Here is a 21296-nt window from a genome sequence, read left to right on the forward strand (position 1 = left end):
GGATGAGTGTGCGCTTTATAGCAAAGCAGAAATGATCTTGATCCGTGAGCGCCCAGCTTATCCCCACTTATCGTTAACAAGTGGTAAAGAGGCGCCAAGGTCGCTGCGCCTGAACGCCAGGGCAATTTGCCTGGCCGCTGCCGCGGCGCTGGGACTGGCCACACCGGGTGCCGCAGCTGCCCAGTCGTTCGGGATACAGAACCCGGAGGACCTGCTGGTCGATCAGACCCCGCAGGGACTGCGGTCCGGTCCGCAAGCCTTCTACCCCCGGATCGATTTCGATCTCGCTCGCGATACCAACATCTACGACCGCGAAACGGCCAAGATCGCCGACACCTTCGTATCGGTGCGGCCCAGCGTCAGTTATCGTCCCGACCTCTCCCGACACGAAGTCGACGTTACCGCCAGCGGCGAAATACGCCGCTATTTCGAACAGTCCTCGGAAAACAGCGAGCAGTTCGGACTTCGCGCCAGGACAAGGCTGGATCTGGCGCAGCGGATCGTCGTCCGCAGCACCGCCGAAATCGCGAGGCGCGTGGAAAGCCGGGGCGAATTCGGCGACAATCCGTTAAGTGACAGTCCGATCGAATACACGCTGACGTCGGGCGGCCTGAACGTCGGGCGTTATGGCGGCGTCCTTGAACTCGGCGCAGGCGCACAGATAAGCCATCGCAACTATTCCGACGTTTCGATCGGCGGTGTCGACACCGATCTGTCCTTCCGCGACGTAACTGACAAGCGCGCCTTCGTTGACGGCAGCATCCGGCTTTCACCCGGAATAAGGGCATTTGGCGAGGCTTCCTACGAAACCACGAGCTATGACGTTAATCCGGTCAGGGACCGCGATTCCGATGGCTACTCGCTGCTCGCCGGGGCGCGCTTCGACGTATCCGACCTGATCGAGGCGGAAGTCGCGGCCGGCTACGTCCATCGCAGCTATGACGATCCGACGATCCGATCCTTCAACGGGCTGGATTTCCGCGTCCTTGGCCGCTGGAGCCCTACGCCGCGCCTGCAGGTTGCGGCCGTGGGTCGCCGCTCGGTCGAACGTTCGCCTTCCGTCGGCATTCCGGCCGTGGTGCAGAGCCGCTTTCAGCTGGAAGCGCGGCAAAGCCTGGGATCGCGCATGATTGCCGCGCTTTCCGCCGACGTCGCGCGGTGGGACTATCAGGACAGCCCCGTTCGCGAGACACGATACGCCATCGACGGATCGCTGAGCGTGCGGCTGGCGCGAATGTTCAGCGTGACCGGCGGTGCCGGCTATCGCAAGCAAACCGAGACCGGTGGTGGCCGCGCTTACGATGGCGCGACGATCCGCATCGGTCTGGCGGTCATCATATGACCTTCGACTTCATCACAAGGTCCCCCGGCCAAGGCCAATCAGAAGGTGAGTGACATGCACGGCACCCGTCTCGTCGTACACGGCGCATCCCACGGCTCTCTTGCCGAGATCGGGAACCGCACATTCGGCGAAGCCGATTCCATCGACTTTTCCGAGAGCCTTTCGTTCATAAGGCGCCGGTTCAAGTTGATCGCGGCCGTCTTTGCCGCGGTACTGGCGCTGGGCATCGCAATCACGTTCCTGATGCAGCCGACTTACACGGCACGCTCGGTCGTCAGCCTTGAATCGCCCTCGCCCGAAAATCCCGGCGCGGCGGCGGCCAATCCGGACCAGCTTCCGAACAGCGCGCTGGTCGATACCCAGATCGAGATCATCGAATCGCGGGAAATGGCAAATCGCGTGGCCAGTGCCGCAGGTCTGCTGAACGGCAAGAGCCCCGACGAACGGGACGAAATCATCGATGACATCGTGGACCGGGTGTCGGCCACGCGGAGCGGCGAAAGCTATGCCATAACCATCGCCTACGAAGGGGACAGCCCGCAGGAGGCATCGGACCGCGCCAACGAATTCGCCAGCCAGTTCGTCCAGTGGGAACTGCTTTCGACCAAGGAACGCACCACCGGATCGATCGGTGCAATCCGCGAAAGGTTGAACGAACTTCGATCCCAGGCACAGGCCGACACGGTCGCGTTGCAGAACTACCGCATTCGTCACGACCTGTTGAGCACGTCGGGCGCTTCGCTGACCGAGCAGGAAATCTCCAGCTACAATCAGGAAGTCACGTCCGCACGCGCTGCGGCCGCCGAAGATCAGGCGCGGCTTTCGACGGCGCGCCGACAACTGCGTTCCGGATCGAGCGGCGACGATGTCGGCGAAGCACTTGGATCGAGCGTGGTCTCGGACCTGCGCGCGCAGGAGGCGACAATCGCGGCTCAAGTGGCCGACCTGTCTTCACGCTACGGCCCGAACCACCCCGCGCTGATTGCAGCCAGGGATCAGCTGGCCGAAGTGCGCCAGCGTATTCAGGCGGAAATCGGCAGGGTCATTTCGAACCTTGAGGCCAAGGCGACCGTGTCGCAGCAGCGCCTTTCGTCGCTTTCGGGCAGTCTTTCGCGGGCCCGTTCCAACCTTGCGGTTTCCAACGGTGCGCTCGCCGGTCTCGACGAATTGCAGCGCAATGCGCAAGTCTCGCAAGGGCTTTACGAGGCCTACCTCAATTCGTACCAGCAGCTTGTCGCGAGCGAGGGGACAGAGCGACCCAACGCGCGCGTCCTGACCCGGTCGCCGCTGCCGACTAAGCCCAGCTCTCCCAATATCCCGATCAATCTCCTGCTCGCGACATTCGTGGGGCTGGGACTGGGGCTTCTTGCCGGGTTCCTCGCGGACTCGGTGGATCGCACCATCGCCACGCCGCGCCAGGTCGAAAACGCGACCGGCCAGCGGTATCTCACCTCGATCCCCAAGCTTGAGCACAAGGGGAGCGGCGTTCGCTATGTCTTTGAAGAGCCGCGTTCGCCTTTCGTCGAATCGCTACGCTCGCTCATCACGTCGGTCGAACTCACCGCCGACGGCCCGACCAAGGTCATCGCGATCACCTCTCCCCTGCCCCAGGAAGGCAAGTCGGTCACGTCCACAAGCCTCGCGCAGGTCCTGTCGACGGGGCACCGGCATACGCTGCTGATCGACTGCGACTATGCCCGCCGCGGCGTTTCGCAACTGATGGACGTTTCGGGCCGACCGGGCCTTTGCGAAGTGCTCGAAGGAAAAGCATCGATCGAGGACGCGCTTCTGTGGGATGGAGACAAGCTGGCCATCCTGCCGATCACCAGCGCCAACGAGAACATGGAAAGCCTCATTAACGGCGATGCGTTCAGCGCGCTGCTGGAAGGTTTGCGCAGCCGGTTCGATAACATCGTGCTCGACCTGCCGCCGGTTCTGCCCATCGCGTCGGCGCGTTCGGTCGCGGCCAAGGCGGATACCACGATCATGCTGGCCCGCTTTGGCAAGACCCCTGTCGATGCCCTGCAGGCCGCGATGCGGTTGATGGCGGGCAGCTGGATCACGGTGGCCGGCGTCGCGATTACCCAGGTCGACATGAAGCGGCGGGGCCGGTTCGGCCGCGAGGATCCTTACTACTACTTCGAGCAGTACAAGGAATATTACGCTTGAATTCGTTCTCGCCGCAGATCGTGGCCGATGCCGCGATGCCGCTGCAAACGGCATTCTCTCAGCCGCGCGTTGCCATCGTGCATTACTGGCTGGTGTCGATGCGTGGCGGCGAACGGGTGATCGAACGCATGCTGGACCTGTTTCCGCAGGCCGACATCTTCACCAACGTCTATGACCCAGCCGCCGTTTCGGAAAAGATCCGCAGCCGGAAAGTGACGACGAGCTTCATCGATCGCCTGCCCGGATCGCGCCGGTTCTACCAATACTATCTGCCGCTGATGCCCATGGCGCTCGAACAGCTGGACCTGCGCGGCTACGATATCGTGATCAGCAGCGAATCCGGTCCGGCGAAAGGCGTGATCACCGATCCCGGGTCCACGCACGTCTGCTACTGCCACTCGCCCATGCGATATCTGTGGGATCATTATCATCACTACCGCGCAGAGGCGAACCCGCTGGCCCGGATCGCGATGCCGGTGATGTACAACCGGTTGCGCGCATGGGACGTCAGTTCCAGCGCGCGGGTCGATCGCATCGCCGCAAATTCGCGCTTCATCCAGAGCCGCGTCCGCAAGTTCTGGCGCCGTGAGGCCGAAGTGATCCACCCGCCGGTGGAAACAAGCCTGTTTTCAAAGTCCGACGACATTTCCAGCGCCTATCTCTGGGTCGGCCAGATGGTCCCGTACAAGCGTCCGGATCTTGCCGTGGATGCGTTCAACGCGCTGGGCCTGCCGCTTACGATGGTGGGCAGCGGCAGCATGTTGAAGAACCTGAAGTCGCAGGCAAAGGGGAACATCCGTTTCATCGAGAGGATGAATTTCGACGACCTGCGCAAGGCTTACGCGACTGCGAGAGCGCTTGTCTTCACCGCCGAGGAAGATTTCGGGATCGTGCCGGTAGAGGCGATGGCCTCGGGACGTCCGGTGCTGGCATACGGTCGCGGCGGTGCGCTCGACAGTGTTCTCGACGGGGTGTCGGGCCTGTTTTTCGACCGGCAGGATACGCCGTCGCTGATCGACGGGGTGGCTCGCATGGAACATTTCCTGCGCGATTTCGCCCCGGACGATGCAATGCTTCACGCGCGCAATTTCGCGCCTGAACATTTCGACCGCAAGTTGATGGATCTTGTCTCGGCATGACCAACCGGACCTGCCATCCTTGCCCGTGCCGAAGAGCAGCACTGCCATGATCCCGACCTATATCGGACTGGTCCAGCTGCTCTTCGGCACCCTTCTTCTTGTCGGCGGCACCAGCCGACATTGCGTATGGTTTCTGCTGGCATCCGCCCTGTTCGGCGGATCGGCGGCAATCCAGCTTCCGGCGCTTGGCGGATCGTCGATCCCGCCGGTGCAATTTGCGCTCGTATTCGTCATTGCACGGCTCATGGTGCCCGGATCGGGCAATGCGCCGCTGATCGTGGCGGCTTTGCGCGAGAACGTCTTCCTCTGCATATTCGTGGCTTACGGGGTGTTCATGGCCTTTATCGGCCCGCGCCTCTTCCATGGCATGATCGACGTAACGCCGCTGCGCAACGAAGTGTCGCGGATGATCTATTACACCGAACCGCTTCGGCCCAGTTCGCAGAACATCACGACCTCGGTCTACCTGATCGGGGTGGCCCTGCTGGCACTCGCGATGACGGTCCTGTGCCGCCAGCGCGGCGGGGCCGAGGCGCTGGTCAAGGGGGCCGTGGTCATGGCGTGGCTTCACGCCCTGACCGGGATGATCGAAGTCGCGGCGCGCGGAACACCGATCGACCTGGTCTTCGAGCGCCTGCGCAACGGATCGTATGAACAGTTGAGCCAGACCGTCAGCGGTGTGGCGCGCATGAACGGACTGTTCCCGGAACCCTCGGCCTATGCCGCCTTCGGCTTCGGACTGTTCGTTTTCATGGCTGAATGCTGGTATCGATCGGTCCTGCCAAGGCGCACAGGGGCCGCTGCGATCGTGCTTATGCTGGCGCTGATCGGCAGTACCGCGTCTACCGGGTATCTGGCGCTTGCCGCCTATGCCGTCTTTTTCCTCTTGCGCCTCGCGGTTTTCTGGCGGCTGGCCAGTCATCGCCGCGTGAACGAGGCCGCCATCGCGGCGATTGTCGGCGTGATTGCCATCGCGGCGATGCTGGTCGCCTTGCCTGCCTATGTCGACACGGCGGGTCGGGTCATCGACCAGATGGTCTTTTCGAAAGCCGAAACCGTTTCGGGCAAGCAACGCTGGTTCTGGATGGCGCAAGGCATCGACGCGATGCTCGCCTCGGGCGGGCTGGGCATCGGGCCGGGCAGCTTCCGGTCCTCCAGCCTGCTGACAGCGGTTCTGGGATCGACGGGTGTCGTCGGTATCCTGTCGATCGGCGCCTATGCCCTCTGGATTTTCCGTCCCGCGAACAAGTCCTCGTGGGGCAATTCGTCCGATTTGCAGGCGAGCCTGTCGGGCGCCTGCGGCACCGCCGCGGTCCTCTCGCTCATCCCGGCCATGTTCACGGCAAGTTCGCCGGTACCGGACTTCATGTTCGGATTACTGGCCGGGGCATCGCTGGCCCTGCGACCGCATTTCAGATTGTCGTCAGCGAGCTCGTGGCGGCAAGTGCGTCAGGACGTAACCCCTACTACGTCCTGACGCACGATTGCTCGGGCTTCGCCTTAGTTGTGGCTGTCCTCGAGACTGTCCGCCAATAGCCGCAGCGTCTCCGGCAGGGCCTGGTGAATTTCGAAGATCTGATAGAAATTGATGGCCGCAGCCAGCATCGAACGCGCGATGTCTTCCGGTTTGAAACCGTGCGAGGTCAGCATGGTGTAACTGTCGACGAAGCTCTGCGACGTCGCCATGAACGCACGCAAGGACGCATCTGCGGAGGGCAGTCCGCCGTGATCATCATATCGATCGATTGGCAATGTCGCACTCCGCGCCCGATGGGGGTTCAAGGGATGAAGAAAGCATCCACACCGTGACCGCGGTTTCCCGACAATGGAAGTCGGCTAATCCCGCCGTGCCGGGGCCTGCCAATAAAGCGCACCACTAACCCGACTGGATTATGACCACCCCGTCGGAATCATCGGTCAGGATTGGCGCCGCGACTTCAAAATCCGGCCGAACCACCCCGGTCTCTTGCGCTTGTCGATCACGGCTAATGACCCGTCGAGAATATCCATCGCAAATCTGGAAGATGGCGACGGACGGCCGACAGGGCTGAAGTCGGCCTGCAATGGCTGCTCCACCCTCGCGATGGCGGTAGAGGGCGCGTCTTCGATTCCTGGAGGATCCCCCTGATCCTGATCCGCGAATTCGAACCACGAATTATCGCAAAAACCACACCGCAGCCATCGTCCTGGGTGCCGAATGTATTCCTGGGGGACCCGGAACTCGACGCTACATTCCGGACAATCGACGCGCATTGGGCGAGTCATAAGAACAAAATATCGGGCCGCAAGCCGAAAGCATGCCCTGTATCCAAATGGGGCGATGATCCCGGGGTGCAGCGCGCCCGGTGCGCCAGAAGCAGGCAGCTTGTCGCAACAGGCGTTCGGCCCGCCCGTTTCCGCGGGGCGCCCGCGCCCTCTTTAACCCGATAGTAAGCACCTTGTGGCGCTGTGAGACCCGGATCGCAAAAACGACGGGACACGTGGAATGATCGTTCGCCCTGTGTCAAACTCGGCGCTTATGCTCGGCATGCTCGCAGCCCTTGCTGCTTGTGGCGGCGGAGACTCCTCCGGATCCGCAAGTCAGCCCGTCCAGATCGGCAGTACGCCGACCCCGAGCCCGTCCCCGACGCCTTCGCCCTCGCCGACGCCTTCGCCCACCCCGGCAGCGGCCGCACCTGTCCAGTCGGCATCCGGCCAGATGGTCCTTGGCGTCCAGACGCACTTCAGCCAGGGCTGGGGCCTTGATTCCCTGGATAAATCGGACGCCATTGCCACACGGCTCCTAAGAGACGAGATGCCGTGGTCCTTTGGGGAGCGGGTCAAAGGCACCATCGCCTTCACCGACGAAACCGCGCAAAAGCTCGACACGGCCTGCGATCGCGGTTTCAGGCTCATCCTGACGCAGATCCCGACGCACGATGCCTATGACGGCGGCTCGTTCGCTTATTCCGCAGACGCGCAAGGCGCCTTTGCGAAATATGTGAATGCAGTGGCCGACCGTTGGGGCGAATGCATCGTCGCCTTCGAAATCGGAAATGAAATCAACGGCGGAAATCAGCTGTCCTTTCCGTCCGGGTACGACCCTGACGCAACCGTCGTCGCCCTGATGAAGGCGGTTCACGACGCGGTTAAGCCGTCACACCCCGCCATCGCGATCCTGGGCGGGTCGACCAACATGATCGGCACGGGCTTTCAGAAGAAGTTGTTCGATGCCGGTATGCTGAAATATGCCGATGGCGTCGCGGTGCATCCCTATTCGCGGCACGCCGACGGTCTGCCGCTCGAACTGGCGAAGCTGCGCGAGACGATCGACAGTTACGGCAGCGACGCGGAAATCTGGGCCACCGAATTCGGCCACGATGTTCCGGATTATGAAGAAGCCGCTGCCCAGGCGCTGAAATCGGTGACGCTGATGTCGGCGGCCGATGTCGATGTCGCGGTCTGGTATGCCCTGCTGGAAGAACAGTGGTATCCCAATTTCGGTCTTTATAGCGGCGGGACCAAGCGACCGATGGCGCACACCATCGACTTTGCGCAGCGCAAGCTGATGGCCCGTGGGCGCGCGACCAAGGTCGACGTCGGCAACGACATGATCTTCGCCTATCGCTTTGGAAGTGACGCGACCGTGGTCTGGGGCGCGCCGCAGACGCTTTCCGTTTCCGGGGCGGACGCGGCTTACGATTACAAGGGGCAGGCCCTTTCCGACAGCGCGAGCATCGCGATTTCGCCCCGGCCGACCGTGATCATGGGCGACATCACCATGCGCGCAGGGGCAAGCGGCCTGATCGCGGATACCGTCCTGCAATATGGCCAGGGCGCGTGGCGATATTTCGCGCGCAACGCCCAGGGCGCGTATGACGAACTAAGCTACCGGTCGCGCTGGTACGACAGCCTGTTCATGAGCGACTGGGACGGCACACTGGCGTTGAAAGCGGATGGCGGCGTTCCGGCCCGGACCGGTTCGGACCCGATGCGGGTGGTCTGGCGCTATACCGCGCCCAAGGCGATGCAAGTCACGGTGATGGGCTGCTTTGCCAAGTCGCCGGACGGCGACGGCATCGACATATCGATTGCGCGAAACGGAACTGTCAGCACGTCCGATATCGTTTCCGGCGGCGAGAAGCGCCTACGCACCGACCTGTCGCTTGCCCAGGGCGACCACGTCGAATTTATAGCAGGCCCGAACCAGACCTATGGCGGCGATGATTTCGATTTCCGCGGGCGTATCTTCCTGCAGGGGCAGGCCGGATCGGTTTCCTGCCCGTAACCCCTTGGCGAACCGGCGCGTGCATGGGCCGCGATGATACCATATAGATGACTGCCACTGCCGACTTCGGAGTGACAGTTCCATTCGCCGGATAATCCCGTTCGCAGCCATTGGCCTGATAGCGTCCGTTACCGCCCTGTCGGTCGCGGAAGAATTCTGGCCTGTGCTGGAAATGGTGAATGTCTTCGCGCCGTGGTGGGGCGGGGCCTCGATCCTTTTACTGGCCCTGATTGCTCTGAGATCCGGCGGCGCGTTGCGTGCGACCAGTTGCGTAATCGCAGGCATCGTCTGCCTGCGCCTGATCGTCCTGTTCGCTGCCATGCCAGCCGCGACCGCGGCCAGCCGGCACGAACCGGATTTGCGCGTGATATCCTTCAACATCTGGAAAGATAACGAAGACAGGACGCGCGTCACACGCTGGCTGGATAAACAGGACGCAGATGTCGTGATCCTGCTGGAAGCTCCCATCGGGTCGGAAAACTTCGATAACTCTCTGCGCCGGCGTTATCCCTACCACTACGGCTGCGCGCGAAACGGGCCTTGTTCGACCCGCATAATTTCGAAGTGGCCCGCCCTGCACGTTCGCCACTTTGCCGATAACGACCCGGAAAACAGGCTTGGCCTGTCTGCCCTGTCCGCCCGCCTGTCCGTGGCGGGTTCGCCGGTCACCATCGTCGCGGTCCACATGGACCGGCCATGGCCCCTTGGCCGACGCGACCGGCGCCTGCCTCAGATGGCGGCCGTCCTGCGCCAGGCGAAAGCGCCGATCGTGCTGTCAGGCGATTTCAATTCCGCGCCCTGGACCGTGGGCCAGTCGCGCATCGTCGCCGCCAATGACCTGACGATCGCCAGCGGCACCAAGGGAACGTGGCCTTCGTGGGCGCCGATCCCGTTACTTCCGCTGGATCAGGCCTACGCCTCTCCGTGTGTCCGCGCGGTTCAAGTCAAGCGTGGCCCGCACCTCGGATCGGACCATCAACCGCTCGTCATGGATTTCAAACGCACGAATTGCGGCGCGAACTAACCCCTTTTGCTGAATTGCTAGTCCCAAAGATCGCGCGTCTGCGCTGAATGCTCACTTATCGGCATGGCCTGGCGTTTGGTATTCTGGCTCGAAAGCTGTCGGTTTGCCGACGTTGCGGAAACGAAGCCATGTCAAAACGCGTCATCATGATAGGCCTGGACGGCTTTACCGTCGAAATCGCCGACCGCCTGATCGCGGAAGGTCGCATGCCCAATCTTGCCAGACTTCGGGCCGAAAGCGCGCGATGGCATGTCACCGACGATCCCTACCGCAACGCCAATCTTGCCTATGAGCAGATTTCGTCCGGTATGAGCCCGGACGTTTCCGGACGGTTTTCGTCGGTTGAGTTCGACCCGCAAACATACACGGTCAAGCAGGCCGGTGCGGACAATCCGCCCTTCACGGCAGGTCTGACCGGCAAGACGGTGGTGTTCGATTCCCCTTTCTTCAATCTGTCCAAGGCGGCCAATACGCAAGGCATGGTCGGCTGGGGCGCGCATGGGCACGGGATGCCCGATGGCCTGCACGCACGGCCCGCATCGCTGGCGCAGGAAATCACCGAGAAGTTCGGCGAGTATGCGGCCAAGGATTACGTTTACGGCTTCTGGTGGCCCGATCCCGAACTGATGCGCAAAGCCGGTGTGGCCTTGCGCAAGGGTGTCGACCAGCGCACCGACATCATGCGGTGGCTGATCGGGGAACGGATTACCGATTGGGATCTTGCGATCACCGTCGTATCCGACGCCCATTCGGCCACGGAACCGATGTGGCACGGGATTGACCCCGGCCACCCGCTGCACGGACATCCCAGCGCCCCCGTCGCGAAACAGTGTCTTGAGGAAATCTATGACGCCATCGACCGCCATATCGGCGCGATGCGCGAGGTCGCACCCGATGCGACAATCGTATGCTTCTCCGTGCATGGCATGGGGGCGAACGGCTCCGACGTTCCGGCCATGCTGCTGCTGCCCGAAGTCATGTATCGCTACGAAACCGGCCAGAAGCTGTTCGACGCTCCGGCCGAGTGGAAGAACGCCGAAGACGGCATTCCGATCGTGCCCCCCGACGTTCCGTGGGACCGGGCCATCCTGAACGCGATGCGTGGCGGCAAGATCATGCGCGCGGCCGACAAGATCGAGAGAGGATATCTGCGCGCAAGGCACCGCTTGATCCACACGGATTCGGCCGATGCCGGATCAGACGAACCGATCCGCTTTCCGCTGAAGATGGCGGCCACGCGTTACGCGAAATCGTGGACGACGACCCGGGCATTCGGGTATCCGTCATTCCATGACGGCAGGATCAGGGTGAACCTCAAAGGGCGCGAGGCGCACGGCGTCGTCCCACTGGAGGATTATGCCGCGCTTCTCGACGAGTATGAGACGATGCTGCGCGCCCTGACCGATCCCAGAACCGGCGAAGCGGCGGTGGGCAAGATCACCAGGCCCGCCATGGACGATCCGTTGAACTGCCCGGGCAACCAGTCCGACATCGTTGCCGAGTTCGTCGGCCTTCCCGTCACGCTGAGCCATCCGGAGCTGGGCAGCATCGGCCCTGCCCCCTACCGCCGCACGGGCGCGCACACGGGCGGCGCAGGCGCGCTCTACATCCATCGAAGCGATGTCGAAATTGGCGACTATGGCACCTGCAGCGCATTCGACATCGTCGCGACGGTCGGAAAAATGCTCGATCCGGCCTTTACGGCCCCGTCGGGCAAACCGTTTGCCGTTCCGCTCGTATCGTCAAAGGCCGCTTGAAGATCAGGCGGGTTCGAACGACCATGACAGCCGCATCCGTGCGGCATAATCGGTAAGGGCGTAGACGAAGATCGCAAGGCCGACGAGTTCCAGGGTCTCTTCGAAAGTTGTCGAGACCACGAACGGCAGCGACCCGAAACCGTAAGTTCCCTTCATCATGCCCGACACCATTTCAACGCCGACCGCTCCGCTGACGTAAACGATGCCAGCCGCCACGATCAGCGCGGCCGACCTTCGGTTCATGGCCAGCAGAAAGCGCAGATAGGCAAGGCCCAGCAGGGGCAGGAACACAAAAGCCAGGATCACCCAGGAATTCGTGAGGATGCTTCCGGGCACAATGCCGAAACGGTCCGAAATGGCATCCATCGTCTTTTCGTGAAGCTGGATAAACTCGTCCATCGACATCGCGAGGAAGCCGAGCGCGAGGAAAAACCAGTGACGATGCCACCCCATACCCAATTGCCGATGCGCGACACCGATCATGGCAAAAAGCAATGCGCAGCAAGCAAGCAGGGCAGAGCTGAAATAGGTCGGGAAATTGGTCTCACTATTCAGGTCGATCAGCGCAATCGCGCCCAGACCCTTCGACATGTCAACGCCGAACCGTAGGGCCATGCCGGCAATGCTCAAGGCGACGAGCACGGCGATGATGGCCAGCAGCACGCGAAAGATAGTGCCCGGGCTGATACGAAGTACGATCGCTCTTGCGTGGTCGGTCGCGTCATCGGGTGACGGGGCCGTCCGCTGCATTATTGTGCATACTCGCTCATTGTGGCGAGCAGCGATCGCGCTGCCCTGTCCCACGTGAAGCGGGCCGCCTGCTTCGCCCCCTTCGTCACCAGCTTTCGCCGCAATGCAGGTCTGCGCGCCAGTTCACAGATGGAATGGGCCCACTCTTCAGGTGCGTGGGCACCGGCGTAAAGCGCTGCCTCGCCGCATACTTCGGGCAAGGCGCCGCAGGGCGCGACAACCGCGGGGCATCCGGCACCCATCGCCTCAAGCGGGGGCAGGCCGAAGCCTTCGGTCGTCGACGGACAGGCAAAGCACAGCGCATTTTCGTAAAGCGCGCGCAGTTCCTCGTCCGATACTTTGCCTGCGAATATCACGTTGGGGCCGGGCCGCGCCCCGATAGCCTCGAAATCGGCAACCGTCGCGGCACCGAACAGCACGAGCTGCCTGCCCGCCATTTCGGGCCGCGCGAAACAATCGATCAGGACCGGGATGTTCTTGTGGGACTGGGTATTGGCAAGGGCGGCGACGTAGTGCCCGCGCTCCAGGCCAAGCTTCGCAATGATCCGGTTATCCGCCCGACCGGCCGAGAAATGGTCCACCCCGTTGGGAATGACCGTAACCCTGCTGTCGTTGGCAAGGCCGAAGCGGGACAACTGCTGGCGGGAATATCGCGAGATGGTCAGAATCCGCCGATGGCGACGCCCGGTGAAAAACTGGTGGAACCGGTACCAGAGCCGGAACGGCAGCGAATAGCTTTTCGGCGTCAGCCTGACCTGGGCATCGTGGAACATCGTGACCGCATCGCGCGATGTGACCGGACCGACGTTGCACAGGCTGAGGATCGTATTGCCGCCGCCAACCGATGGCAGGGTCAGTTGCTCCCACGGAATGCCCCGGAACGGCCCCACGACGCGATAGGGTACGCCCAGTTCCCTTGCGCGCTCTTCCCCGTCGTAAGGGATGACGAGATCGAGATGTAACTTGCCTTGCCACGCGGGGTCGGTGCGCAGCAGGTGGCTGCAATGCCGGATCAGTTCCGCTGCGACGCGGTGCACACCGGTGCTCGGCGCGCTCAGGAACTTGCCGTTGATCAGGACCGAAGGACAGGCCCTTGCATCTTCTCTGGCTTTCGGCCCGACCCAGCGGCGCAAGAGATCCGCGATGCCATGCGGCCCGAACGTGCCCGTCGGATATTCAGGAACACTCGCCATCGGCCAGCCTCCATTCGGATCGCGAGACGACTTCGGACATCACAGTTCGGTGATCCTGCTCGGATGTAGTCTCCTGAGCAGCAGGTCGCGGAAAGCCACCATGTTGCCCCTCAGCCTTCCCCGGCGGTCGATCCTGCTGGGCGGAAGGATGGATTTGACGATGTTCGCCGTCAGGTTCTTGAAAAGCAGGCCCCAGCCATGGTTCCACCCGATCGTGCCCTTGCGGCGCAGGTAGAAGATGTTCGCCACCTGCGAATAGCCCAGTCGCAGGCCCGAAGTCCTGCCCGCGGGACTGCCGAGGTGAATACCGGTAAGAGCGCGCGAACGAAGGAGTTTGCCATTACCGGCGACCCTTGTCGAAAAGTCGATGTCCTCCTGCCATCCGTAAAGCGGCAAGTTCTCATCGAACCGCAGTCCTTTCGCAGCCCCGCAGCGGAACACCATGTTACAGCCGTAAAGTGCCTCTGCCGGACTGCTTCGGGACTTGGCGCGTTCACCCTTCGTGTCCAGTCGCCACACCGCGTCTTCGAAATCGATCGCGCCCGTTTTGGCACCGTCGTCCACCAGGTGGCCGGTCAGCCCGACAATGTGCGGCTCGCTCTCGAAGATATGTTCGATATTGGCCAGGTAATCCGACGCGGCGACAAAATCATCGTCGAAAAAGACGATCACGTCCGTCTTTCCGTCGAGTTCGTTCAGTGCGGCGTTTCGCTGCCTGCAGAGTCCCTTGGGGGCAAGCAGGACCAGCGGATCGCCCGGCAGCCCGGCGACACCTTCGACGTCGTCTTCCGCATTGCCGACCACGACGATACCGTCCGCCTTGCGCGTCTGGGCGTCGAGACGTTCGATCACCTTGCGAAGAACCGGTGCCCGGCCTATCGTGGCGATTGCAACGTGGATGCGCATTTAGACGGCCTCTTAAGTACTGATTAGAGGTCAATAAATACGGTTTTCGCCCCTGTCGGCGAAGCGCCCATGCGGGGATCACCCGTAGTGGTTAGATGGCAGCCGGGCCCCTCCCAACTTACCCCCAAATGGTAGCGAAAGCCCCACGACGGACAATTTCGCCGGGCTGCCGGTTCGATATGCTCGTCCGGACAGGAATATATACGCCGAACAGCAACAGGGGCAGCGCGGCATGAAGTCCAGAACGGTTATGGTGGGCCTCGACGGCTTCACCATGGAATTTGCAGAGCGTCTGATGGACGCGGGAAGAATGCCGAACCTTGCAAAGCTGCGCGATGAAAGCGCGCGGTGGCTTGTCGATGACAGCCAGTTCCGAAACGCGAACCTGACTTACGAGCAGATTTCGTCCGGGCTTCGGCCCGATGAATCGCGGCGCTGGTCCGCCGTGGAATTCGACCCCGAACGCTATGCCGCGGTGCAGGCAGGCGCGGCCAATCCGCCTTTTACAGCGGCTCTCGACACGAAAACGGTCGTGTTCGATGCCCCCTACTTCGACATCGCACGCGATGCCGATGCGCAGGGAGTCGTCGGGTGGGGCGCACACGATCCGGGCCTTGGCGAAGGGCTGCAATCCAGACCGGCATCGCTTGCCGACGAAGTCCTGTCCCGGTTCGGCGAATATGCCGCAAAGGACTTCATCTACGGCTTCCTATGGCCCGATCCGGACCTGACCCTGAAAGCCGGCAGGCTTCTGCGCGACGGTGTCGATCAACGGACCCGGATCGTGCGTTGGCTGTTCGGCGAACGGATTACCGACTGGGATCTTGCCATCAGCGTGGTTGCCGCCGCGCATTCGGCGACCGAGCCGATGTGGCACGGCATCGACGAAACGCATCCTCTCCATTCGCATCCCAGCGCTTCTGTCGCGCGGCAATGCCTTGAGGAAATCTACGAGGCCATCGACCGGCATATCGGGGCGATCCGCGAGATCGCCCCCGACGCGACGATTGTCTGCTTCACGATGCACGGCATGGGGGCGAACAATTCGGATGTGCCGGCGATGCTTTTGCTGCCCGAGCTGATGTACCGGCTTGAAACCGGCAAGACCCTGTTCGAGCCGCGACCCGAATGGACCTCTGCGGCGGACGGGGTGCCGATCATTCCTCCGGGCGTTCCATGGGACAGGGCGATCCTAGGTGCGATGCGCGGCGGGCAAGTCATGCGTATGCGCGATCGCATTCAACGCGATGTCAACAAGATGCGCCGTAAGCTAACGGGCAACACGACCAACAAGGCGGCGGAAAAGCGCGATTACCAGTTCCCGCTGAAAATGGCCGCCACCCGCTATGCCAGGGCCTGGCCCAGGATGCGGGCATTCGGTTTCCCGACGTTTCATGACGGCCGCATCCGCATCAACCTGCAGGGCCGCGAAAAGCACGGCATCGTGTCGGCAGGCGAATACGAAACGGTGTTATCCGAATACGTGGCGATGCTGAAAACGCTGAAAGACCCCCGCACGGGTGAAGCCGCGATCGGGGCAATCCATACGCCCGTTCTGGGCGATCCGTTTTCGGCCAGTGCCAACCAGGCAGACATCGTCGCCTCGTTCAATGGCACACCGCTCGCCCTTGACCATCCCGGCATCGGCACCGTCGGCCCCGCGCCCTTCAGGCGGACGGGCGCGCATACGGGCGGACACGGCGCCTTGTTCATCTCGGGCGACGCCATCGCCCGCGGCGATTTCGGAGAATGCAGCGGTTACGACATCGTACCCACCGTATGCACGCTGGCCGGAAGCGAAATCCCGATGAACCGGGTCAACTCGATCGTCCTCCCCTATCTGTCGCAAGCAGCATGACCAGCACCGCCGGAAAAGTCCCGCCAACTTTCGTCATCAACCTGGCGAGACAGGTCGAGCGAAAGAGGCGGATGCAGGCCATCATCTCTACAGCAGGGGTGAAGCCGGTTTTCATCGAGGCCGTCGACGGCAGCAAGCTCAGCAGCAGCGAACTGCAGCCGTGGCGACGCAGCGGCAAGAGATCACTGCTCAACGCTGGCGAAGTCGGGTGCCTGTTAAGCCACATCTCCGTCTGGGAAAGGATCGTGCGGGACAGGATCGACCATGCGGTCGTCCTCGAAGACGATCTCGTGATCGCACCCACCTTCAGACAGATTCTGCTTCGCATCGGCGATCTGCCCGAATTCGACCTGCTGCGGATCGAAACCGACCGTTCGCCCATCGTTTTCCGGCAGAAAAGCGAAATGGCGATCGCCGGCCATCACGTGCACAAGCTGCTGCGCGGGGCCACGCGCACCGGCGGCTACGTGATTTCACGAAGAGGCGCGCACAGGCTTCTGGCCAGCGTCAACGACTTCGAACAGGCCGTCGATGTCGAGATGTTCAATCCCAGGCGTTCGGTGGTCGACAAGCTGGATATGCTGCAACTGGTCCCTGCCATCTGCGTGCAGGCCGAACTTGTGCCGGGTATCGCCATGCAGTCGCCATACCTGTCGAGCGGTATCGAAACGCTGGGCCAGCGTGCCGATACGCGTCTTGGCAAGCGCAGGCCGACCAATCCAACTGCGATGGAAAGCTTTCGCGCGATTGTTCGTCCCGCCAAGCGGCTTGCCGTCAACCTGCTGATCAGGCCGCTGGGCCAGACCGAGCGGCCGATCCCGCTGATCGATTGCTCCGCACCGCACTGGGCCGTTCCCAATGCATCCGCGGGGCGCTCCGCCGGGGCGGGCTAATTCGGCAACCGCGCCAGCCGTGACGGCAAATGCGCGGCAAGCCGTCCGATGATGTATTCTTCGGCACCGGCGGGGCGGCCGGACAGCAACCACAACACGATGTGCGTGATGCCATAGACCGCCAGGCCGCCGATACCGGCGATCACGATCGACGCGATTTCGCCGGGAATGCTCCCGTCATCGAACCACGACAGGCTTCCCCAAAGGAACAGGGCCATCGCCCCGTTCGACGCGATCGAGCGCCAGACGAAAACGACCTGACGCCGCCAGGATATGCCCGCAACCCGCACGATGATTTCCATGCTGATCGCGGTGTGAAACACGTTCGCTAGCGCGCGGCCGATGACTGCACCAATCAGGCCATAGGTCATGGCGCCGACCACGACAGCGGGGATGGCGACGACAGCGGCCAGCATCTCCCGCTTTGCCAGCTGCTTCGGCCTTTCCAGCGCCAGCAAAAGCGCCTGCGTCGGCATGGCCAGCGTCGCAAGCGCACTTGCCGGGGCAAGGATCTGGATAACGGGGACGACCTCCAGCCAATTCTCACCCAGGCCCAGGCGGACAAGCGGTTCGGCCATGAGCATCAGGAACACGGAGATCGGCATGATCGCAGCCGCGACCATCGACTGGCCGCGCAGATACGACTGTTGCAACCTCGCCGCGTTGTCGCGGATCTTTACGAGGCTGGGATACATGACGCTGACCAGCGGCATGCCGATGGCCCAGCTCGCGGTCGTGGCAACGCTGCGGCCCATCGAAAAGAAACCCAGCGGCGCTTTGCCTAGCACGCCGCCGATCAGAAAGCGGTCTCCTTCCTGGCTCGCCGTCGCCAAGGCGCGCGAGATCGACATCCATCCGGCAAAGGTGAGTAGCCTGCTCCAGTTCAACAGGGAAAATCGCGGCCGGTACGGCGCCCAGACATACGTAAGGCCGGTCATGATCAGCGGCGGCAGGATCGAGACGACCAGCAATGCGAAATAAGACCCTGTCTGCCACGCCATCACGACCGCGATCACAAACGAGATGCATCGCGCAATCAGGTCGATCGTCGCCGTCGGCGCGTAGTTCACATCGCGCGCGAAGACGACCATCATCGGGCTGCGCAATCCGGTGACGAAGGGCGCAATGCCAAGCAGCGCGATCAGCAGGATCAGCCGATTGTCGTCGTATGCGATCGAGATGGGAACCGACAGCGCCAGCATGATGCAGGCGATGATGGTCCCGCGCATGAAGGACAGGGTGAAGCCGGTATCGATGTCGCCGGGCCTGATCTCCTTTTCGCGGATCAGGGCATCGACGATCGGCAATTCGGTCGCTGCCTCCAGCACCATCAGCGTGGCAAGTGCGATCATCACCATGCCGAAGTCGGCTGGCGTCAGGAACCGCGCGATGACCAGCGCCGCAAGAATATCCAGCCCGCGCCCGATCAGGCGTGCAGAGGCGAAGATGGCCGAAGATCGGAAAACCTTGTTAGCAAGCATTGGCTATCAACTGCACCGGCGTAACGGATCGGACGTCGTGGATACGGTCATTCAGCCTGCCATGTTCGGGACGGGGCCGATTGCCGGCACCCTGTCGTAACTGCGCGATTGGGTGCGAGGCCGCCGGATCGGCATGGAATCGAGGTTCTGGATCAACTCGCCCAGCCCGACCCGCAGGTGCCTTGTCGGCAACGCGTCGGGCACATGGCGCGAAAGGCGGCCGAAATCTATGTCGTGTCGGCAATGATCCATCTTCGGCAGATGCGATGCATCGATGCGTGCGCCCGGAAGCACCGCTTTCAAGGCCATCCCGATCTCGATCAGGCTCAGGCTTTCGCGCACACGTCCGATATTGAAGACCTCTCGGTGGATCAGATCACGAGGAGCAGTCAGTATGGCTGCGAAAGCCTTGGCCGCATCATCGACGTGGAGCAGCGCGTGCCGCCCCGATCCGTCGCTGTTGATCGGAATTTTCCCAAGCGCGTAAGCCGTCGCCGCGAGCCGGTTCATGAAACCGCGAAAATGCATTCCGGCATTGTGCCCATAGACGTCTGGCAACCGCATAATCGTGGGGCTGAACGTCGATGAAGCCAGGCCGCAAAGCGCGAGTTCGGCCCTGACCTTGGCGCGGTAATGATCTGTGCCGGCGTAGATCTGGCTGTTCTCGCAGACCAGTTCCTCCTCCGTGGACCAGCGGTAATTGGCCCAGGATGCAAATATGAACCGCGGAACTGCGGCCTGACAGGCTCGCAATGCCAGTTTCAGGGTATTGGACAAATCCATATCGAACATCGTGGAAGAGCTGCAGTCAGGCTCAGCCGCGGCGAGGTGTATCACCGCGTCGAAACCACTCAACATTTCAAGCGACACATCGCTGGCGAGAAAGTCGCCGAGCTCACCGGGAATCGTCTCTACCGCCTCGCCAGCAATCAATGCGCATTCGGCCGCCGGCTTGCGCTGGTCCAGCCCGATAGTTTCATGGCCGTCACGGTTGAGCCTCGCACTGAGCGTCGAGCCCAGATAGCCACGGTGTCCGGTTACCAAAACTTTCATGTGCGACTCCAACGGTATCCGTCCGCCCCTATCGTGCGCCTCCGGTGCCGCGACTCAATCGGCATTCGGAATATGGACCTCGATTGAGTAGCACCCCGAAAGTATTAGGTTCCCGCAAGGGATTGCCGCACGGGCCGGGGCCTAGTCCGCAATCGCAATTGGAAGGGATGCCGCGGTTCCGCACAATGGCGGAATGAAGATGCGTCATTGCCTGTCTGCTCTAACGCGCTCCCGTCATACGGGATCGCGAACGGCGCTGTCGGGCCTGGCGGCATTCCTGGCATTGGCTGTTCCGATGACGAATGCCGCCGATATCCGCGCGATCGGGGCAAAGGGCGCGGCCGACCTCCTCCCGCAGAACGAGTTTGCCGATGTCCGGAAACTGGCGGCGAAATCCACGATGTCTGATGGACTGGAACCGATCGCGCCGCTCGATGCGTCACGGATAAATCTCGCACGCGCATTCGATCAGGCGCCAATAGCGATGAGCGGCTTTTCGTTTCTGGGCGATCTCACCGATCGCGAGCGAGCGGTCCAATGCCTTGCGGAAGCTGCCTATTTCGAAGCTGGCAACGATGTTGCAGGGCAACGCGCAGTCATGCAGGTCGTGCTCAACCGCGTGCGGCACCCCGTATATCCGGCAACGGTTTGCGGAGTCGTGTTCGAAGGAGCCTCGCGCAGGACAGGCTGCCAGTTCACGTTCACCTGCGACGGGTCTCGCGTTCGTCGTTGGTCCGAACCCGGCATCGCACGCGCGCGCAAGCTCGCTCAGACTGCCATAGACGGATATGTCGACAAGTCGGTTGGCACCGCGACCCACTACCATGCGGACTATGTTGTTCCGTATTGGAGTGCGTCGTTGTCGAAAATCGCCGCCGTGGGAAGGCACCTGTTCTACACGTTCCCGCATCGCGCCGGCTCACGCGCCTACTTCCGCGCAGGGGGCGGAATGGACGAACCTGTGATTCCGGGAGGGTTAGAGAAGGCGGACGAATCCGGCCCGCGGTTGGCGGTCGATCTAGCCTCTGACGACGCGACTTCAGCCGATGCGATAATGAATAAAGTAAAGGCCGGGAGCACCGATGGCGCGATCTTCCAGCTCGTGGATTTGTCCACGCCGTCCGGCCGCTGGGCAGTCGCCGCCCTCAATGCCTGCTCCGATCGCCCGGTCTGCGAGGTCTTCGCCTACACGAACGAGGATGCGCTGAGATCGGACTTCGAACTGGAGCCGTCACAACGTCGTCCGGCTTTAACGCTGCGCAAGGACATCAATGCTGGCATCGAACAGGTAAGATGGAATTGCCTTATTGCACCAAGGGCAAAACCGACCGAGTGCTCTTCAAAGTAGCGGTGTAATCCTGACTTCATTACCTCCCGGTCGGTTACTCACGCTCTGGACGCAAGAAAGCCCCCTTGGCGATTTGCCATGGGGGCTTGGTTGTGTGTGGTTGCGGGGGTTGGATT

General features: G+C 62.1%; 18 protein-coding genes. 10 read left to right on the forward strand and 8 right to left on the reverse strand.

What is annotated here, in order from left to right:
* The first annotated feature begins 31 nt into the window (after positions 1-31).
* Genes FAX90_RS16205 through FAX90_RS16220 form a run of 4 tightly spaced genes read left to right on the forward strand, consistent with a single transcriptional unit; the run spans position 32 to position 6127 of the window.
* Positions 32-1342, forward strand: a complete 1311-nt coding sequence (locus FAX90_RS16205) for an outer membrane beta-barrel protein (protein ID WP_170235020.1) — start codon at positions 32-34, stop codon at positions 1340-1342.
* A gap of 54 nt (positions 1343-1396) precedes the next feature.
* Complete coding sequence (locus FAX90_RS16210) at positions 1397-3511, forward strand: GumC family protein (protein ID WP_144098544.1); 2115 nt, start codon at positions 1397-1399, stop codon at positions 3509-3511.
* Positions 3512-3546: 35 nt separating this feature from the next.
* On the forward strand, positions 3547-4650 hold the full coding sequence (locus FAX90_RS16215; protein ID WP_144098580.1) for a glycosyltransferase: 1104 nt from the start codon (positions 3547-3549) through the stop codon (positions 4648-4650).
* A 46-nt stretch (positions 4651-4696) separates the two neighbouring features.
* Positions 4697-6127 carry a glycoside hydrolase gene (locus FAX90_RS16220; protein ID WP_144098546.1) on the forward strand — a complete coding sequence of 477 codons (1431 nt, stop codon included), beginning with the start codon at positions 4697-4699 and terminating at the stop codon, positions 6125-6127.
* Between the two features lie 23 nt (positions 6128-6150).
* Here FAX90_RS16220 and FAX90_RS16225 read toward each other — a convergent pair whose 3' ends face one another.
* From FAX90_RS16225 to FAX90_RS16235, 3 genes are all read right to left on the reverse strand, one after another.
* A complete protein-coding gene (locus FAX90_RS16225; RefSeq protein WP_144098548.1) occupies positions 6151-6336 on the reverse strand; it encodes a hypothetical protein in 186 nt (61 codons plus the stop codon).
* Between the two features lie 231 nt (positions 6337-6567).
* A complete protein-coding gene (locus FAX90_RS16945) occupies positions 6568-6915 on the reverse strand; it encodes a zinc-ribbon domain-containing protein (protein ID WP_144098550.1) in 348 nt (115 codons plus the stop codon).
* Positions 6916-7230: 315 nt separating this feature from the next.
* Positions 7231-7419: a hypothetical protein gene (locus FAX90_RS16235; protein ID WP_144098552.1), complete on the reverse strand. Its 189-nt coding sequence runs from the start codon at positions 7417-7419 to the stop codon at positions 7231-7233.
* 25 nt (positions 7420-7444) lie between these two features.
* On the opposite strand from FAX90_RS16235, the gene FAX90_RS16240 reads away from it, so the two are divergent.
* From FAX90_RS16240 to FAX90_RS16250, 3 genes are all read left to right on the forward strand, one after another.
* Positions 7445-8917: a hypothetical protein gene (locus tag FAX90_RS16240; RefSeq protein WP_144098554.1), complete on the forward strand. Its 1473-nt coding sequence runs from the start codon at positions 7445-7447 to the stop codon at positions 8915-8917.
* 172 nt (positions 8918-9089) lie between these two features.
* The gene (locus FAX90_RS16245; RefSeq protein ID WP_170235022.1) at positions 9090-9941 is read left to right on the forward strand and encodes an endonuclease/exonuclease/phosphatase family protein; all 852 of its coding nucleotides are present in this window, start codon (positions 9090-9092) and stop codon (positions 9939-9941) included.
* A 128-nt stretch (positions 9942-10069) separates the two neighbouring features.
* A complete protein-coding gene (locus FAX90_RS16250; RefSeq protein WP_170235023.1) occupies positions 10070-11698 on the forward strand; it encodes an alkaline phosphatase family protein in 1629 nt (542 codons plus the stop codon).
* 3 nt (positions 11699-11701) lie between these two features.
* On the opposite strand, the gene FAX90_RS16255 is transcribed toward FAX90_RS16250, so the two are convergent.
* From FAX90_RS16255 to FAX90_RS16265, 3 genes are all read right to left on the reverse strand, one after another.
* Positions 11702-12361, reverse strand: a complete 660-nt coding sequence (locus FAX90_RS16255) for a hypothetical protein (RefSeq protein ID WP_144098560.1) — start codon at positions 12359-12361, stop codon at positions 11702-11704.
* Between the two features lie 86 nt (positions 12362-12447).
* Positions 12448-13641: a glycosyltransferase family 4 protein gene (locus FAX90_RS16260; protein ID WP_144098562.1), complete on the reverse strand. Its 1194-nt coding sequence runs from the start codon at positions 13639-13641 to the stop codon at positions 12448-12450.
* Positions 13642-13680: 39 nt separating this feature from the next.
* Positions 13681-14547 carry a glycosyltransferase family 2 protein gene (locus FAX90_RS16265; protein ID WP_144098564.1) on the reverse strand — a complete coding sequence of 289 codons (867 nt, stop codon included), beginning with the start codon at positions 14545-14547 and terminating at the stop codon, positions 13681-13683.
* A gap of 232 nt (positions 14548-14779) precedes the next feature.
* Between FAX90_RS16265 and FAX90_RS16270 the strand changes: the two genes are divergently transcribed.
* Both FAX90_RS16270 and FAX90_RS16275 read left to right on the forward strand, forming a co-directional pair.
* Positions 14780-16405, forward strand: coding sequence for a hypothetical protein (locus tag FAX90_RS16270; protein WP_144098566.1), 1626 nt, complete (start codon positions 14780-14782; stop codon positions 16403-16405).
* Positions 16402-17298: a glycosyltransferase family 25 protein gene (locus FAX90_RS16275; protein WP_170235024.1), complete on the forward strand. Its 897-nt coding sequence runs from the start codon at positions 16402-16404 to the stop codon at positions 17296-17298. The genes FAX90_RS16270 and FAX90_RS16275 overlap by 4 nt, the downstream gene beginning before the upstream one ends.
* On the opposite strand, the gene FAX90_RS16280 is transcribed toward FAX90_RS16275, so the two are convergent.
* A complete protein-coding gene (locus tag FAX90_RS16280; protein ID WP_144098570.1) occupies positions 17295-18779 on the reverse strand; it encodes an oligosaccharide flippase family protein in 1485 nt (494 codons plus the stop codon). The genes FAX90_RS16275 and FAX90_RS16280 overlap by 4 nt on opposite strands.
* 51 nt (positions 18780-18830) lie before the next feature.
* Positions 18831-19832: an NAD-dependent epimerase/dehydratase family protein gene (locus tag FAX90_RS16285; RefSeq protein ID WP_144098572.1), complete on the reverse strand. Its 1002-nt coding sequence runs from the start codon at positions 19830-19832 to the stop codon at positions 18831-18833.
* Positions 19833-20025: 193 nt separating this feature from the next.
* Here FAX90_RS16285 and FAX90_RS16290 point away from each other — a divergent pair, with 193 nt between their 5' ends.
* Positions 20026-21180: a cell wall hydrolase gene (locus tag FAX90_RS16290; protein WP_240704956.1), complete on the forward strand. Its 1155-nt coding sequence runs from the start codon at positions 20026-20028 to the stop codon at positions 21178-21180.
* The last annotated feature ends 116 nt before the right edge of the window (positions 21181-21296 follow it).

This window comes from Croceicoccus sediminis (assembly GCF_007570835.1).
Classification (GTDB): Bacteria; Pseudomonadota; Alphaproteobacteria; order Sphingomonadales; family Sphingomonadaceae; genus Croceicoccus; species Croceicoccus sediminis.

Bases quoted from the DNA above. Each gene is read 5' to 3' on its own strand.
- FAX90_RS16205 (WP_170235020.1), top strand. From the start codon at position 32: ATGATCTTGATCCGTGAGCGCCCAGCTTATCCCCACTTATCGTTAACA.
- FAX90_RS16210 (WP_144098544.1), top strand. From the start codon at position 1,397: ATGCACGGCACCCGTCTCGTCGTACACGGCGCATCCCACGGCTCTCTT.
- FAX90_RS16215 (WP_144098580.1), top strand. From the start codon at position 3,547: ATGCCGCTGCAAACGGCATTCTCTCAGCCGCGCGTTGCCATCGTGCAT.
- FAX90_RS16220 (WP_144098546.1), top strand. From the start codon at position 4,697: ATGATCCCGACCTATATCGGACTGGTCCAGCTGCTCTTCGGCACCCTT.
- FAX90_RS16225 (WP_144098548.1), bottom strand. From the start codon at position 6,336: ATGGCGACGTCGCAGAGCTTCGTCGACAGTTACACCATGCTGACCTCG.
- FAX90_RS16945 (WP_144098550.1), bottom strand. From the start codon at position 6,915: ATGACTCGCCCAATGCGCGTCGATTGTCCGGAATGTAGCGTCGAGTTC.
- FAX90_RS16235 (WP_144098552.1), bottom strand. From the start codon at position 7,419: ATGGCGTCCGATTTATCCAGGGAATCAAGGCCCCAGCCCTGGCTGAAG.
- FAX90_RS16240 (WP_144098554.1), top strand. From the start codon at position 7,445: ATGCCGTGGTCCTTTGGGGAGCGGGTCAAAGGCACCATCGCCTTCACC.
- FAX90_RS16245 (WP_170235022.1), top strand. From the start codon at position 9,090: ATGGTGAATGTCTTCGCGCCGTGGTGGGGCGGGGCCTCGATCCTTTTA.
- FAX90_RS16250 (WP_170235023.1), top strand. From the start codon at position 10,070: ATGTCAAAACGCGTCATCATGATAGGCCTGGACGGCTTTACCGTCGAA.
- FAX90_RS16260 (WP_144098562.1), bottom strand. From the start codon at position 13,641: ATGGCGAGTGTTCCTGAATATCCGACGGGCACGTTCGGGCCGCATGGC.
- FAX90_RS16265 (WP_144098564.1), bottom strand. From the start codon at position 14,547: ATGCGCATCCACGTTGCAATCGCCACGATAGGCCGGGCACCGGTTCTT.
- FAX90_RS16270 (WP_144098566.1), top strand. From the start codon at position 14,780: ATGAAGTCCAGAACGGTTATGGTGGGCCTCGACGGCTTCACCATGGAA.
- FAX90_RS16275 (WP_170235024.1), top strand. From the start codon at position 16,402: ATGACCAGCACCGCCGGAAAAGTCCCGCCAACTTTCGTCATCAACCTG.
- FAX90_RS16280 (WP_144098570.1), bottom strand. From the start codon at position 18,779: ATGCTTGCTAACAAGGTTTTCCGATCTTCGGCCATCTTCGCCTCTGCA.
- FAX90_RS16285 (WP_144098572.1), bottom strand. From the start codon at position 19,832: ATGAAAGTTTTGGTAACCGGACACCGTGGCTATCTGGGCTCGACGCTC.
- FAX90_RS16290 (WP_240704956.1), top strand. From the start codon at position 20,026: ATGAAGATGCGTCATTGCCTGTCTGCTCTAACGCGCTCCCGTCATACG.